Raw genomic sequence first — 14,242 nt, forward strand, 5'->3', positions numbered from 1 at the left:
GATGGATATAACAAATATAGATAAAAACTTAATTGAAACATTAGTAAGACAAATAATAGAAGAAAAAATAAATGGAACTAAAGATAGTGTAGATTTCGTTAGAAATAAAGATGTTAGTGGAATAACTTCTATAAAGTTACCAACAGTAAAGGTTAATGAATCTGATAGATTAGATACAGGAAATCCTAATGATGTAGTTTATACAAAAGATTTATTTACATTAGAGGAAAGTCCTAGATTAGGCTGTGGTATGATGGAGATGAAGGAAACTACTTTTGACTGGACTCTAAACTATGATGAAATAGATTATGTAATAGATGGAACTTTAGATATAATAATAGATGGAAGAAAGATATCTGCTTCTTCAGGTGAGTTAATATTTATACCAAAAGGAAGTAAGATACAATTTTCTGTACCTGATTATGCTAGGTTTATATATGTAACATATCCAGCAGACTGGGCATCTCAAAATTAACAAGAGAATACTTTAAATATATTTAAATTCTTGAAATGTTTCTGTGTATTCTTTAAATAAAATTTTACTTTTAAAGTGATAATTAAAGATTTGTTAGTAAGGCTATGGCTACAAAATCATAGCCTTATTTTCATATTTAATAGCTTATAATTACTTTTGATTCAAAGTTGTCTTCTTAAATATTTAAATTTATTCTGAAAAAACGGAATATATACTTTTTATCTCCTAGTGTTGCACTTTTATACATAGTGCTTCACCAATATCATGCGTAACCAAAATAGTAGACTTATTCTCATTTTTAATAATACTATAAACATCATCACAAACTAACAATCTCGTCTGATAATCAAGAGCTGAAAAAGGCTCATCTAAAAGTAAAATATCTGGATTTACAGACAGGGTTCTAATAAGTGCAACCCTTTGTCTCATACCACCAGATAATTCTTTTGGGTACATGTTTCTAAAATCCCATAATCCATAAGTCTTTAAAAGACTTTCAACTCTATCTAAAGATTTTTTATCTTTTTTGCCTTGAATTTCTAAGCCAATAGTTATATTATCCATTATATTTCTCCATTCAAGCAAATTATCTTTTTGAAACATATATCCAATATTTCCAGTAATCTTTACGTCGCCACTAGTTGGTTTTAAAAGATTAGTAAGAATATTTAAAATTGTAGATTTACCGCTTCCAGAAGGACCAAGCAAAGTTAATATTTCTCCTTCTTTCAAGTTAAAATTAACATCTTTTAACACTTCAAGCTCGCCTTCCTTAGTGTAGAAGTTCATATTTATATTTTTAACTTCTACTATGTTGTCATTCATTATGCCACCCCCTATAACTTTTAGCTCGTATATATTATGTTATTAACAATATGACCTATTTGTACCATTTTTCATAAATATAATATAAATATTTTGTTTATTTACGTATTTTCTTAGTAACTTGTACGTATAAATTATAGATAAATAAATTATAAGGTAGGGGATAGAATTGAGTAACATAATAACTAATTTAATAGAGTCAATATTTACTAATCCGATAACTATATTGTTTTTACTTGCAATAACTTTATATTCTGTTTTTAAGATAATAGAAAATAACAGAGTATACTCGTTTGTAAGTTCAAAACTAGAAGAAATCAATAGAAACCATAAAACGAGTGAATTTTATGGAAAGGTAAGGAATGATTACTATACATATAGCAAAGAAAATCCTTATTCTGATGTAAATATAACTTCTTTTATAGAAGAAGTTGTATCAGATTTAAAACACAACAACTTACCACTTTTAGAGAAGATTAGAAGTATAAAAAATTCATCTTCAATAAGTATTTTGCTTGGAGTTTTAGGTACATTTGTTGGACTTTCTACAATGCTTTTATGTGTTGATACCAAAGACATTATAAATTCACTTCCTTCGACTATTAGTAGTATGCAGACTGCATTTACAACAAGCATCTTTGGAGTCGTATTTTCTCTAATTATAGGCTACTGTACAAAGATAAAAGATTGTGAACATGTTTTAATACAGATAATGTTAAAATGCGAAAATTTATTAACATCTGAGATAACTCATTTTAAATCAGAAAGAATGGATTTAAAAGTAGAAGAGGTAAAAAATACAATAAAACAAATAAGTAAGTCTATAGAAGCTATTGAAAAATTTGATAAAATATCTAAAGATTTAAATGACTTCAATGATGAATTCATAAGTGGAATAGAAGCTTTAAAAAGCCTTTTAGAGGGTTCTCAAAGCTCTATTAAGACCTTTGACCAAAGCGTAAGAAAATTAGATAAACAGTTTAATATTTTAAATGTAAAGTTTGTAAAACTGTTTGATAAGTATGATAATCAAGACAACATAAATAAAGAGATTTTATTTGACATAAAAGAATCTTCAAAAAATATATACAATGCTACTGAAAGCCAGTTTAAAATTAGAGACTACATAAAAAATATAAATGCAGGATTTGCTTTATATGAAAGAAGTGCCCAAGATTTATTAACTAAATTAATGACTCATGAAAATAAAATATCTCAAAATCAAAAAATTCTTTTAGATGAAAAGTTTACTCTAGATGATTCAATAAAAAATCTTTCAAGTATTATTGAAAACTTTTCCAATGACCTACAAGTTAAACTAGATATAATGTTTGAGAATTCTTTAGATATTCAAGATAAATTAGACGTTATGTTTAATAACTCTTTTATGCATGATGAAGTTCCTCTTGAGAGTGAAGAATTATTTAAAGATGATATCGATAGTGTATTTAACCCTTTCAGCGAAGAAATTTATGAGATAGAAAATAATGAAATAAAGGTCATAGGTGAGGATGAGTTAAATGAATAATAAATATAGAAGAACTGTTAACAGAGAATTTGAAAAGAGTAGCTTTTGGCCAACATTTACAGATTTATTATCAACTGTATTGATGGTTGTGATTCTTATCTTATTTAGTTCAGAAAGTATTTCAGGTTCTGTCGAGCAAGATTTGGCCAAGAACGTCAACGCTTCTGTTGAGGAGACCTTTAAAAAAAGTGGTATTCCTGTGAAAGTAGATAAGGTTAATGGTCAAGTAACCTTTGGTGAAAGAACTATGTTTGATGTAGATAGTGATGTTTTAAAACCAGAGGCTAAAGAAATGTTAAAAATGTTCGTTCCAAAGTACATAGAAACTATTTATAAAGATTATGGTGACTATATATCCAAAATAGTTATAGAAGGCCATACAGATGATGTAGGGAGCTATATATACAATTTAGACCTGTCCCAAAGAAGAGCATATAGTGTTGCAAAGTATATAGTAGGGGATGAGATTGGTGACTATAAATATAAAGATAAGGTTACTAGACATATTATTGCAATAGGAAGATCAAAAGCTGAACTTATAAAAGATGGAGATAATGGAGTAAACAGAGATGCATCTAGAAGGGTAGAGCTAAAATATGAAATAAATATTAATCAAAATAAATAATTGAATTTTTATAAAAAAAAAGAAGGCAGTTGGTGTGAGCTTTAAGCCTTCTTTAAGGAAAAAGTTTATTTATTTTTGTTGATATTTAACATATTATAGTTTTTAGAAAAAATTTGCAATATCTTAAACGTAAATGGTCGTTTAAAATGCATAACTGGGTACTACTGATGTAAAATATTTCATTTTATATAATATAAAATTTATAAGCAGTCAATTGTTGATATTATTATACGATAACAAGTCATTTAAAATAATATGTAGAAAAATATCATAAAAACCCATATAATGCTAGAGCTATTAGTATATTATATAGAGCTTAGAATAATTTAATTATTTATTAATTAGATTATAGTAGAAAAATAAAAAGGTAACAACTAACCTTAGTTGTTACCTTTTTATTTCTAATGAGAAAATTTAACTTTAATCATTTTTTTATCAATTGATAACCAAAACAGATTCCTGCTCCTCCAGATTTCTTAATTTGATACATTGCTTGGTCTGCTTTATTGATTAATTCTTCTGCATTATTTCCATCTTCTGGATAGCAAGCTATGCCAACACTAGTATTGCAGTATACTGAGCCATTTTTTAAATTCCATGGTTTTTTAAATCTATTATGTATAAAATTTATTAAATTGCGAATATTATCTTTTGTAATATCCCCACCAATTACAGCAACAAATTCATCTCCACCATTTCTATAAACAGAATTCTTAAGAAGTGGAATTGAAGAGAAAAAATCCCCAAGTTTTACAAGGAATTCATCACCAGCATCATGCCCATAATTATCATTAATTACCTTAAAGCCATCAATATCGAAAAAGATTACATATCCTTGTTCATCTTCTTTAGCATTGTCGATTCTATTTTTACATTCTTCAATAAGCATCCTTCGGTTTGGCAGACCTGTTAACACGTCGTAATTTGCCATATATTCAATTAATTCTTCATTCTTTTTATTATCAGTTATATCTGCACTACTAACAAGATGAGCAAGACGACCATCAACCCACCTAAAAGCTGTACTAAATACTCTAAACCACGCTCCATCAAAAGGTCTTTGATAATTCCATGTATATACTCCTGTACTATTCCCATTTTCATCAATAAGATTTTCTTGTGGACAAAACTCACAAGGAGATGTCTGTCCTGGGAAAAGAATTTGCCAGCATTTATGGTTTGAAAATTGAGATACGCCACCATAAGGAGCAGCCATTGACTCATTGACATATAAAATATCATATGTATAAAAATCAATTATATAAATATCTATGCCTGTATGATTTATTATTCCTTCAAGTGCAGTCTGTGTGAATAAAACTTTATTTCTATGTATTCTTATTCCTAAATACTTTTCAAGCATTGAAAGTACAATGGCTAATGTCTTAAGTTCAGAATCAGAAAAATCTACTTTACTGCATGTAGTATTTAGAAATAAGATAAAACCATAGTTATTAAAATATTCATCTACTACAGAAATTCCAAGCAAAGATTTTGCAGAAAAAATATTCATAAAATCAATCTCACACGAGCTATAATCTTTATTTTTATCTAAGTAGATTATTTCTTGATGAGCTAATTGATTTTGAAAATCTGACTTAATTTCACATGCATTGAAACTATTGCATAATTTTATATCATTCAAACTATAATTTTCAATTAAATTAAATTGATTATATTGGTCTGCTTCATATACTAAACCACATTCAAATGAGAAGGTATTACAGATAAGTTCAAGAGATTTAGTAATTGTTTTTGTATCTATCTGTTTTCCAATGAGCATATTAGCAAGTGCTTGAATAAGTGTATAATGTGAGTTATCTTTCATTTTTACCTCCTAAGTAAAAATCCTGTCAATAACTCATCATTTGGCTAAGTTTGAAATGAGAATTTCCTTCCTCAAATATAGGTTAAGATAGTTAAACTGACAGTTATCAAAGTTTAAAATTATATTTTTATATTACTAATAATGACTTATTTAGCTATTTTCTTTTAGTTAATACATATATTATAGTATATTTTTTTAATGGATTAAAGCTTAAAAATTCCTTATGATATAATTTATTATTATCACTATTATATTAAACATTATTACTTAAAAATACATAAAAAAGTAACAGTTTATATTGTAAAAATAAAGAAATAATAAAGGTATTATTTTTTCAATGTTAAGTCAATATAATCTGACTATATAAGAGAAATATTGATACTAAATAGTTAATTATGATAAAATAAGTCGATAGATGTTGTAAAGTATTATGAAAATGGAGGAGTAGTTTGTGATAGGAAGTAGTATAAAAAATAGTAATATAAAAAGCAAAAGAAATTCTAAATTTAAAGCTTTAGTATTTTTACTGATAATATCTATATCGATTTATTTGACTGGTTGCGATACATCAGATAATGGCAACAATCAATCAAATAACAAAGATTCCTTATCTAGTAGTATATCGAGTGATAAAAATGTAAAAATTCATTTTATTAACACTGGAAATAGTGATGCAATATTGATTCAAGAGGGTAAAACTTTTTCATTGATAGATGGTGGGGATAATGATGATGAAAATTTAATGGTAGATTATCTTAATAAGCAAGGTGTAAAAGATATTAAGTATCTTATAGCTACCCATTCTCATGCAGATCATTTAGGTGGACTTGATTCTGTTGTCAAAAACTTTAACATAGAGAATGTTTTTGTATCGAATGGTTCAGCAGAAACAAAGAGTTATAGAGACTTTATAAATGCTTTGGCAAATAAAGATTTATCTCCAAGTGTACCACTTGAAAATAAGAAGTTTTATTTAGAAGATTCTTACTTTGAAGTTCTAAATACAAATGGTGGAGATACGACTAATGAACAATCTCTAGTTCTTGCATATACTAATGGTAAAGATAAAGCTTTATTTACAGGTGATGCTGAAGAAGGTACAGAAAAAGAGATACTATCAAAACTTAGCAAAGTAGACCTTTTAAAAGTGGCTCATCATGGTTCTCGTAGTAGTTCATCTCAAGCGTTTTTAGATAAAGTAGACCCTGAGTATGCAGTCCTTTTAGTAGGTAAAGGCAATTCATATGGTCATCCACATCAAGAAACAATGAACAAATTGGAAAAAATGGGAGTAAAGGTACATAGAAGTGATGAGTGTTCAGACATAATATTTGAATCGACAGGTGATGGAGTATTTACAAGCTGTAAAGATGGAAGCTATAAAAAAGGGGTTAGAGAAGATGGAAACTCTGAAAAATCAAATAACAATACAATAAAAAATGAACCTCTAAATAAAGAACAAAATGTATCTAATACATCAGAAATAGTGTATTTTACTCCAAAAGGGAAGAGTTATCACTCAACAAAAAATTGTAGTGGTCTTTCAAGAAGTAAAAAAATATTATCAGGTACTATTTCCGAAAGTAAAAAAAATGACCCATGTGATATATGTTATGGAAAATAATAAAAGAGCAAATAATAAAAAATAAAATAAATGCATAAAAAAAATAAGCTATAATTAGTAGATAACACATTTTATCTATACGAATAGCTTATTTTTTAGTATTCTTTAAATAGTTATTTTATAACTCTAAATACACCAGTTACAATACCTACAATTTCAACTTCTGAATCATTAAGCATAATTGGTTCCATAAAATCATTTTCTGGCTGAAGTCTTATTAAGTGTCCTTCTTTAAAAAATCTCTTAACTGTAGCAGATTCACCATTTATAAGTGCAACTACTATCTGAGAATTCAAGGCTGTATTTTTTTTGTCTACTACAACGTAATCTTCATCTAAAATTCCTGCATTAATCATACTTTCGCCTTTTACTCTTAATACAAAATTATTACTGCCCTTTACTAAACTGGCAGGGAATGGAATGTATTCCTCTATGTTTTGTTGAGCTAAAATGGGTTCTCCAGCTGTTATTTGACCTACTAATGGAAGTTCTATTATTTCTTGATTAGCTCCAGAAACATCATTTACTTTACTACGTTCTAAAACTTCAATAGCTCTTGGTTTAGTAGGGTCTTTTCTTATGTATCCCAGTTTTTCAAGTTTATTTAGATGAGAGTGTACAGTTGAAGTAGATCTTAACCCTACAGCAGTACATATTTCTCTTACAGCAGGTGGATAACCTTTTAATATGATTTGAGACTTTATAAATTCCAATATCAAGACTTGCTTTTCAGTTAGATCTAAATACATAACATCACTCATTTCTAAACATATTTTGTTTTTATTTCCATACGTTTTATATTTTTAATTATAACATAATCCATTTATATCTGCAAACATTTGTTCCTGATTTTTAATCATCCTCAATCCATTCAAAATTCTTAACTATATCACGTTTTACATTCTTTTTATGAGCTGCATAAAGCTGAGTAGTTGTGACATTATCATGGTCAAGTAAGTTTTGAACATCGTATATAGAAAATCCTGTTTGGATTAGGGAAGTCGCAGCAGTTGCTCTTAATTTATGAGGACTATATCCATTATCTCTAGTCGTATCCAGTGGAATAGAGGTATATTTTTTTACCAATGTTCTTATAGCTTTTGATGTAATTCTCTTGTTTTGAAGAGATAAGAATAAAGCATCTTTTTCATCATCGTTTAATAAATCATCTCTTATTCTTTCATTTTGCAAATAGTCTTTTATTACATGTTCGCAAGTATGGTTTATAGGCATTAAAACTTCCTTTCCACGTTTTCTATATATTTTAAATTCTCCTCTTGAAAAATTAAAAGAGGATATGTTTAATTCTCTAAGTTCGTTTAATCTAAGCCCATATGTAACAAATAGAGCTAAAATAGCTTTATCACGCAATTTAGTCTTTCTCCAATATACTTTTTCTTTTTCTGTAAGACCTTCACCTGTTTCTACTGATTCTAACATCTTAGCAACTTCATCTATTTCAAGACGTTTAATAGCATCTGGTTGAGGTTTAGGAAGTTTTATTGGATTAAATCCATCAGTTATATTATTATCTATTTGAGAGTTCCTATATAAGAACTTAAATAGAGTAGAGATGGATGATTTTTTTCTTGCCAAAGCTCTATTATTATTTTCAAAAATTAATGTGTTTTTTTCTGTATTTTTATAATATCTACTACAATAATCACCTAAGAATAAATTTATATCTCTTGATTTTATTGTATTAAAATCATCTTCTGTAATATCTTTTATACAATCTGCACTTGTTAATTCTTTAGTTTCAACCAAATATGAACAGAAAAAATTTATATCTTCTAAATAAGCAAGTCGTGTGGAAACTGCAACAGAGCCTTTTAAATATATAAAATAATCCTTCATAAATACAGGAAGTTTATTTTCCAAAAGTAGACATTTTTCTATAAGCTCATTTTCCTTGATGACGATATTATCAGGTTTATCTGATTTATTATGTATTTTTATAATTTTCTTATCATTATTCAAAATTAAACCTCCTAAAGTAAAAATATAAATCTTTTAAATTATATAAATTAATTATAAATCTTTAATTTAATTATTTTTTGTATTTTTAAGAGATTAGTAGTGCTTTAATCGAGATTAGCACTAACTGTTCCCTAAATCCACATTTAAAGACTAGTTGTATTTAAGTACTCTTTTTTTATTTCTCAATATATTTTAAGAATTATTCTATAAATATATTGAGAAATTTTATACTCTACTCAAATCTTTTTTATTTAATATTTTTATATGTTTCTAGTAAAACTAAATATATTGTAAAATATACAGCTCTTTAATTAAAGTTTTTAAATGGACTGACCAAACTTAAAATATAAGATATTATTAGAGTTACCACTGAAAAAATAAGCCCTATCGCCATGAAAAAACTCACAAATATATTATATTGAACTATCAGACTGGATATATTCAAGTTATCAGGTCCAAGTAAGTATGTAATTAGACTTATCGCAAAAATAACTATGATTATAAAACTCAAACCATTTAAGCTGTTTTTTAAATCAGCACTACTAAGTGACATATGTGTAGATATAGAATACATTAGGAACATAAATATAAAATACTTAAATGAATATATACTAGGTGTTAACAACATTACTTTTATAAAATTAAAAATATCATCTATAATAATGTGTATAAAACCGTTTATATTCAAACTATTAATCATACTTACATATAATTTTAAGTCTATATTTTGTGTCACTTTCATATAACTCTCTGGCAACAATATATTAAAAAGTAAAATAATCATTATTGTTCCACCTATAATAGGTGCAATTCCTATAAAGAAATTTCCTATACTTTGATAAAGACTATCTTTCTTATAACTATGACTTACATATCCTAATATGCCATCATTTTTACTTTCTATTGGTCTGAAAAATTTAACTGAATTTACTTTATGCATAAAAATCAAGCACATTATCAAATGACTAAGTTCATGAATAAATGTTCCTATAGCTCCAGTTACAATAATCCCAGTTTTTCCAAAAGATGAAAATATAAATTTATTGTTTAGATTTTCTGTAATACTAAAAATCAGTCCAAAAACAATAAATATTCCTAAAAAGCAAAAGATATTTATCATGCTTATTTTTAAAATTTCGATTATATGAATCATAAATTAAAACCTCATGTAGAAGTATTTGACTACTCTACTTCATATCCATTACAAGTTAGAATTTTACAAGCATTTTCTATATCTTTTTCTTTTATTAAAATATAATCTGTATCATATGTAGAAATTGCAAATATGCTTATTTTATTTTCTGCTAATAAGCCACTTAGTTTAGATAAAATTCCTATAAGTGAAAAATCTAAAGGTCCTAGTATCTTAAGTATTCTCCACTCTTTTTCCGACTTAACATCAGAAGGAATATTATTATTTGAACATACAACACTTAATTCATCCTCAGTCTTAGTTATAGAGTAAAAGTTTTTTGTATCTATCCATGTTGGTATTTTACTATCATTATTTAATCTACATACTGCATACTCTTCTGCAAATAATTTTAATTTCATAATGTACATCTCCTCCAAACTTATTTGTCTACTTAAGATTATACATTAAAAATTATATAAAATAAAACATATAACGTAAAAAAGGTTCACTATAGTATCCTATTTCTATAGCCAACCTTTAAAACTTAATTAAATTCTAATAAAAAGATATATTATCTAGGTTCAATTATAAGTTTAATGGCTGTTTTCTTATCACCCTCGATTTCTATATCAGTAAATGCGGGAATGCAAACTAAATCCATTCCACTAGGTGCAACAAAACCTCTTGCTATTGCAATTGATTTTATCGCTTGATTTAGAGCTCCAGCTCCTATAGATTGTATTTCTGCAATACCTCGTTCTCTCAGTACTCCAGCCAAGGCTCCAGCTACAGAATTAGGATTAGATTTTGATGAAACTTTTAGTACTTCCATTTCAACATCTCCTTGTTAATTTGTTAAAGTATCCATTACCTAAAGTACTAAATCACAATTGCCATTTACTAATTACAATCATCATTTAAAGTATACTTTTATAAAAATATACTTCTATAATTGTTTTAAGAAAACCTTTATTTTTTAAAACCATTTTATAATGAAAAAACTACAAATTTCTTTATATTCTATAAGCATTTTCCAATATTTCTAAATTTATTATATCTTTGAGTCATAATTTCTTCTTTATCCATATCTTTATAATGATTTAATCTTTCTAAAATATAAGCTTTTATTTCCTTTGAAACAGCTTCTACATCTTTTTGTGCTCCTCCAAGAGGCTCTTTTATAATTTTATCTATTATTTTTAAATCATACAAATCATCACTTGTAAGTTTCATAACATTACAAGCTTCTTTAGCTTTAGAAGAATCTTTAAATAGGATACTAGAAAGACCTTCAGGTGATATTACAGAATAAACTGAGTGTTCTAACATGCAAACATCATTACCTACTCCAATACCCAAAGCTCCTCCACTACCACCTTCACCAATTACAAAAGTTATTACTGGAACAGAAAGTTTACTCATTTCAAGTAAGTTTCTTGCAATAGCTTCTCCTTGTCCTCTTTCTTCTGCTTCTAAACCACAAAAAGCTCCTGATGTATCAATAAACGTTATTATTGGTCTATTGAATTTCTCAGCTTGTTTCATAAGTCTTAGTGCTTTTCTATATCCTTCTGGATGAGGCATTCCAAAATTTCTTTTTATATTTTCCTTCGTATCTCTTCCTTTTTGATGACCAACTATAGTAACATTGAATCTTCCTATCTGACCTATTCCTCCAACAATAGAAGGGTCATCTTTAAAAAGCCTATCTCCATGAAGCTCTAAAAAATTAGAACAAATGTGTTCTATGTATTCTAAAGTCGTAGGTCTTTTTATATCTCTACTTAACATCACCTTTTCATATGGAGATAGATGGGAAAAGGCTTCTTCTTTAAGTTTTTCCAATTTCTCATTAAGTGAATTTATTTTATCACTTAAATCTATATTATTTGCCTCAGAAATAGTTATTAATTGTTTAATATCATTTTCTAAAACCTTTATTTTTTCACTATTATTTTCAATCAAAACAGTTCCTCCTTCATGCCCTATTTCTTGTGCATAGCAAGAATTTGATATAATACTTCCTTCATTTTTCTTCTATCTACTATCATGTCAATAAAACCTTTTTCAAGTAAAAACTCAGAAGTTTGGAATCCTTCAGGAAGTTTCTGATTTATTGTTTGTTCTATTACTCTTGGACCTGCAAAGCCTATCAATGTATTTGGTTCAGAAATTATAATATCTCCAAGCATAGCAAAACTAGCAGTTACTCCTCCTGTAGTAGGGTCAGTTAGAACTGATATATATGGCAATGATTTTTCTTCAAGTTTAGAAAGTGCTTGAGAAGTCTTTGCCATCTGCATAAGAGATACCATACCTTCTTGCATTCTAGCTCCTCCTGAAGCAGAACAAATAATTATAGGTAAATTATTTTCAGCAGCATATTCTATTGAATAAGTTATTTTCTCTCCAACAATAGAACCCATACTTCCCATCATAAAATCAGGATTCATTACACAAATAACTGTTTTAATTCCATTTAATCTTCCATAACCTGTGACAACAGCTTCTGACTCATTCGTTTTTTCCTTATAAGAGTCTACTTTTTCTTTGTATTTAGGAAAGTTTAGTGGGTTTTGAAATTCTACCTCAGAATTAAACTCCATAAAAGTTCCCTTATCAATCAATAAATTTATTCTTTTTCTTGCTCTTAAGCCATAATGTCTTGAACATTTTGGACATACAAATGAATTTTCTTCTATGTCCTTTCTAAATACATGACTATCGCAACCTTTGCAATAAGTCCAAAATTTATCATCTACACTATTCTTTTTAAAGTTGTCATCTAAAGAAATCGTAACATACTTAGATTCTTTTGATGATAAAAATTTTTTTATCATAATCTATTTACTCCTTATAATGTAGCAAATTCTTTCTTCATAAAGACATCTTCTATAAATTTGGTATGATGAGTATCTTCTCTAAACTCTTCACTTGTTACAAGTGCCTTTTGGAATTCTACATTTGTATTAATACCTTCTACAATAATTTCGTCTAGAGCTCTATACATTCTATTTATACATTCTTCTCTAGTCTCAGCCCAACATATTAATTTACCTATCATAGAATCATATAAAGGTGGTATAGTATATCCTGCATATACAAAAGTATCAAATCTAACACCAAAACCTCCAGGTAAATTTAACGATTCTATCTTACCTGGTGATGGAGCAAAGTTATTTGATGAATCTTCAGCATTTATTCTACACTCAATGGCATGACCTCTAAAAGTAATATCTTCTTGTTTAAAAGGAATTTCTTCCCCATTAGCTATAGATATTTGAAGCTTTATAAGGTCAAGACTTGTTACCATCTCTGTAACTGGATGTTCAACTTGTATTCTTGTATTCATCTCTATAAAATAAAAGTTTTTATCTTTGTCAACTATAAACTCAATAGTACCAGCACCAATATAACCTACACCTTTTACTATATCTACTGCGATTTTATGAAGTTTTTGTCTCTCTTCACCTGAAAGGTATGGACTTAAAGATTCTTCTATTACTTTTTGATTTCTTCTCTGCATAGAACAATCTCTATCACCCAAATGTATTGCATTTGAGTGTTTGTCCCCAAATACTTGTACTTCTATATGTCTAGGATTTTCTATGAATTTTTCCATATATAAATCGCTATTAGAAAATGCCGCTAGAGCTTCTGAACTTGCCATGTCAAAATTTGAAAAAAGTTCTTCTTCTTTTCTAACGATTCTCATACCTTTTCCACCGCCTCCACTTGAGGCTTTTATCATAACAGGATAGCCAATTTCTCTTGCAACTTCTAAAGCTTCTTCCTTAGTTTTCAAAACAGATTCTGAACCAGGAACAACAGGGATATTTAATTCCATCATAGTTTCTCTTGCTCTAGATTTATCTCCCATCAAAATCATTTGTTCTCTTGTTGGACCTATAAAAACAATATTATTCTCTTCGCATTGTCTTGCAAATTCAGGATTCTCTGATAAAAAGCCAAAACCTGGATGAATAGCATCACACTTTAATTTAAGCGCAAGGTATATTATATTTTCTATATTGTTATAACTCTTGCTTATATTGTTTGGCCCTATACAAATAGATTCATCAGCTATATATCTATGAAAACAATCTTTATCTATTTCAGAATAGATAGCAACAGTCTTTATACCTAATTCTTTACATGTTCTGATGATTCTAACTGCTATATCGCCTCTATTTGCAACTAGTATTTTTTTTATCAACTTAAA

At 27.7% G+C, this 14,242-nt stretch carries 14 protein-coding genes; 4 read left to right on the forward strand and 10 right to left on the reverse strand.

Annotated features, from left to right (window positions below; translation table 11 throughout):
• Position 1 precedes the first annotated feature (1 nt).
• On the forward strand, positions 2-475 hold the full coding sequence (locus ACTG46_RS10205) for a cupin domain-containing protein (protein WP_407963747.1): 474 nt from the start codon (positions 2-4) through the stop codon (positions 473-475).
• Between the two features lie 225 nt (positions 476-700).
• Here ACTG46_RS10205 and ACTG46_RS10210 read toward each other — a convergent pair whose 3' ends face one another.
• The gene (locus tag ACTG46_RS10210) at positions 701-1,300 is read right to left on the reverse strand and encodes an ABC transporter ATP-binding protein (protein ID WP_054270360.1); all 600 of its coding nucleotides are present in this window, start codon (positions 1,298-1,300) and stop codon (positions 701-703) included.
• 169 nt (positions 1,301-1,469) lie between these two features.
• Between ACTG46_RS10210 and ACTG46_RS10215 the strand changes: the two genes are divergently transcribed.
• Both ACTG46_RS10215 and ACTG46_RS10220 read left to right on the forward strand, forming a co-directional pair.
• Positions 1,470-2,828, forward strand: coding sequence for a hypothetical protein (locus ACTG46_RS10215; RefSeq protein ID WP_054276739.1), 1,359 nt, complete (start codon positions 1,470-1,472; stop codon positions 2,826-2,828).
• Entirely contained in the window at positions 2,821-3,453 is a 633-nt protein-coding gene (locus tag ACTG46_RS10220; protein WP_054270362.1) for an OmpA family protein, read from the forward strand. The genes ACTG46_RS10215 and ACTG46_RS10220 overlap by 8 nt, the downstream gene beginning before the upstream one ends.
• Before the next feature lie 424 nt (positions 3,454-3,877).
• On the opposite strand, the gene ACTG46_RS10225 is transcribed toward ACTG46_RS10220, so the two are convergent.
• Positions 3,878-5,281, reverse strand: a complete 1,404-nt coding sequence (locus tag ACTG46_RS10225; protein WP_479922721.1) for a sensor domain-containing diguanylate cyclase — start codon at positions 5,279-5,281, stop codon at positions 3,878-3,880.
• A gap of 466 nt (positions 5,282-5,747) precedes the next feature.
• Between ACTG46_RS10225 and ACTG46_RS10230 the strand changes: the two genes are divergently transcribed.
• Positions 5,748-6,905, forward strand: a complete 1,158-nt coding sequence (locus tag ACTG46_RS10230; protein ID WP_479924065.1) for a ComEC/Rec2 family competence protein — start codon at positions 5,748-5,750, stop codon at positions 6,903-6,905.
• 113 nt (positions 6,906-7,018) lie between these two features.
• Here ACTG46_RS10230 and lexA read toward each other — a convergent pair whose 3' ends face one another.
• The 8 genes from lexA to accC all read right to left on the reverse strand — a co-directional run bounded on the left by lexA (position 7,019) and on the right by accC (position 14,236).
• Positions 7,019-7,654 (reverse strand): transcriptional repressor LexA, encoded by a 636-nt coding sequence (gene lexA / locus ACTG46_RS10235; protein WP_054270364.1) that lies wholly within the window; start codon positions 7,652-7,654, stop codon positions 7,019-7,021.
• 103 nt (positions 7,655-7,757) lie between these two features.
• A complete protein-coding gene (locus ACTG46_RS10240) occupies positions 7,758-8,885 on the reverse strand; it encodes a tyrosine-type recombinase/integrase (protein WP_479922722.1) in 1,128 nt (375 codons plus the stop codon).
• Between the two features lie 307 nt (positions 8,886-9,192).
• Positions 9,193-10,038: a hypothetical protein gene (locus ACTG46_RS10245; RefSeq protein ID WP_479922723.1), complete on the reverse strand. Its 846-nt coding sequence runs from the start codon at positions 10,036-10,038 to the stop codon at positions 9,193-9,195.
• Between the two features lie 29 nt (positions 10,039-10,067).
• On the reverse strand, positions 10,068-10,439 hold the full coding sequence (locus ACTG46_RS10250; protein ID WP_074178173.1) for an ACT domain-containing protein: 372 nt from the start codon (positions 10,437-10,439) through the stop codon (positions 10,068-10,070).
• 152 nt (positions 10,440-10,591) lie between these two features.
• Positions 10,592-10,852, reverse strand: coding sequence for a stage V sporulation protein S (locus ACTG46_RS10255; protein WP_479922724.1), 261 nt, complete (start codon positions 10,850-10,852; stop codon positions 10,592-10,594).
• Between the two features lie 188 nt (positions 10,853-11,040).
• Positions 11,041-11,985, reverse strand: coding sequence for an acetyl-CoA carboxylase carboxyltransferase subunit alpha (locus ACTG46_RS10260; RefSeq protein WP_054276744.1), 945 nt, complete (start codon positions 11,983-11,985; stop codon positions 11,041-11,043).
• Positions 11,986-12,005: 20 nt separating this feature from the next.
• Complete coding sequence (accD, locus tag ACTG46_RS10265; protein ID WP_054270369.1) at positions 12,006-12,860, reverse strand: acetyl-CoA carboxylase, carboxyltransferase subunit beta; 855 nt, start codon at positions 12,858-12,860, stop codon at positions 12,006-12,008.
• A 14-nt stretch (positions 12,861-12,874) separates the two neighbouring features.
• Positions 12,875-14,236: an acetyl-CoA carboxylase biotin carboxylase subunit gene (gene accC, locus ACTG46_RS10270; RefSeq protein ID WP_479922725.1), complete on the reverse strand. Its 1,362-nt coding sequence runs from the start codon at positions 14,234-14,236 to the stop codon at positions 12,875-12,877.
• Positions 14,237-14,242: the final 6 nt, after the last annotated feature.

The organism is Clostridioides sp. LIBA-7678, from assembly GCF_056716065.1.

Coding starts and splice junctions, on each gene's coding strand:
- ACTG46_RS10205 (WP_407963747.1), top strand. CDS start 2: ATGGATATAACAAATATAGATAAAAACTTAATTGAAACATTAGTAAGA.
- ACTG46_RS10210 (WP_054270360.1), bottom strand. CDS start 1,300: ATGAATGACAACATAGTAGAAGTTAAAAATATAAATATGAACTTCTAC.
- ACTG46_RS10220 (WP_054270362.1), top strand. CDS start 2,821: ATGAATAATAAATATAGAAGAACTGTTAACAGAGAATTTGAAAAGAGT.
- ACTG46_RS10225 (WP_479922721.1), bottom strand. CDS start 5,281: ATGAAAGATAACTCACATTATACACTTATTCAAGCACTTGCTAATATG.
- lexA (WP_054270364.1), bottom strand. CDS start 7,654: ATGTATTTAGATCTAACTGAAAAGCAAGTCTTGATATTGGAATTTATA.
- ACTG46_RS10245 (WP_479922723.1), bottom strand. CDS start 10,038: ATGATTCATATAATCGAAATTTTAAAAATAAGCATGATAAATATCTTT.
- ACTG46_RS10250 (WP_074178173.1), bottom strand. CDS start 10,439: ATGAAATTAAAATTATTTGCAGAAGAGTATGCAGTATGTAGATTAAAT.
- ACTG46_RS10255 (WP_479922724.1), bottom strand. CDS start 10,852: ATGGAAGTACTAAAAGTTTCATCAAAATCTAATCCTAATTCTGTAGCT.
- accD (WP_054270369.1), bottom strand. CDS start 12,860: ATGATAAAAAAATTTTTATCATCAAAAGAATCTAAGTATGTTACGATT.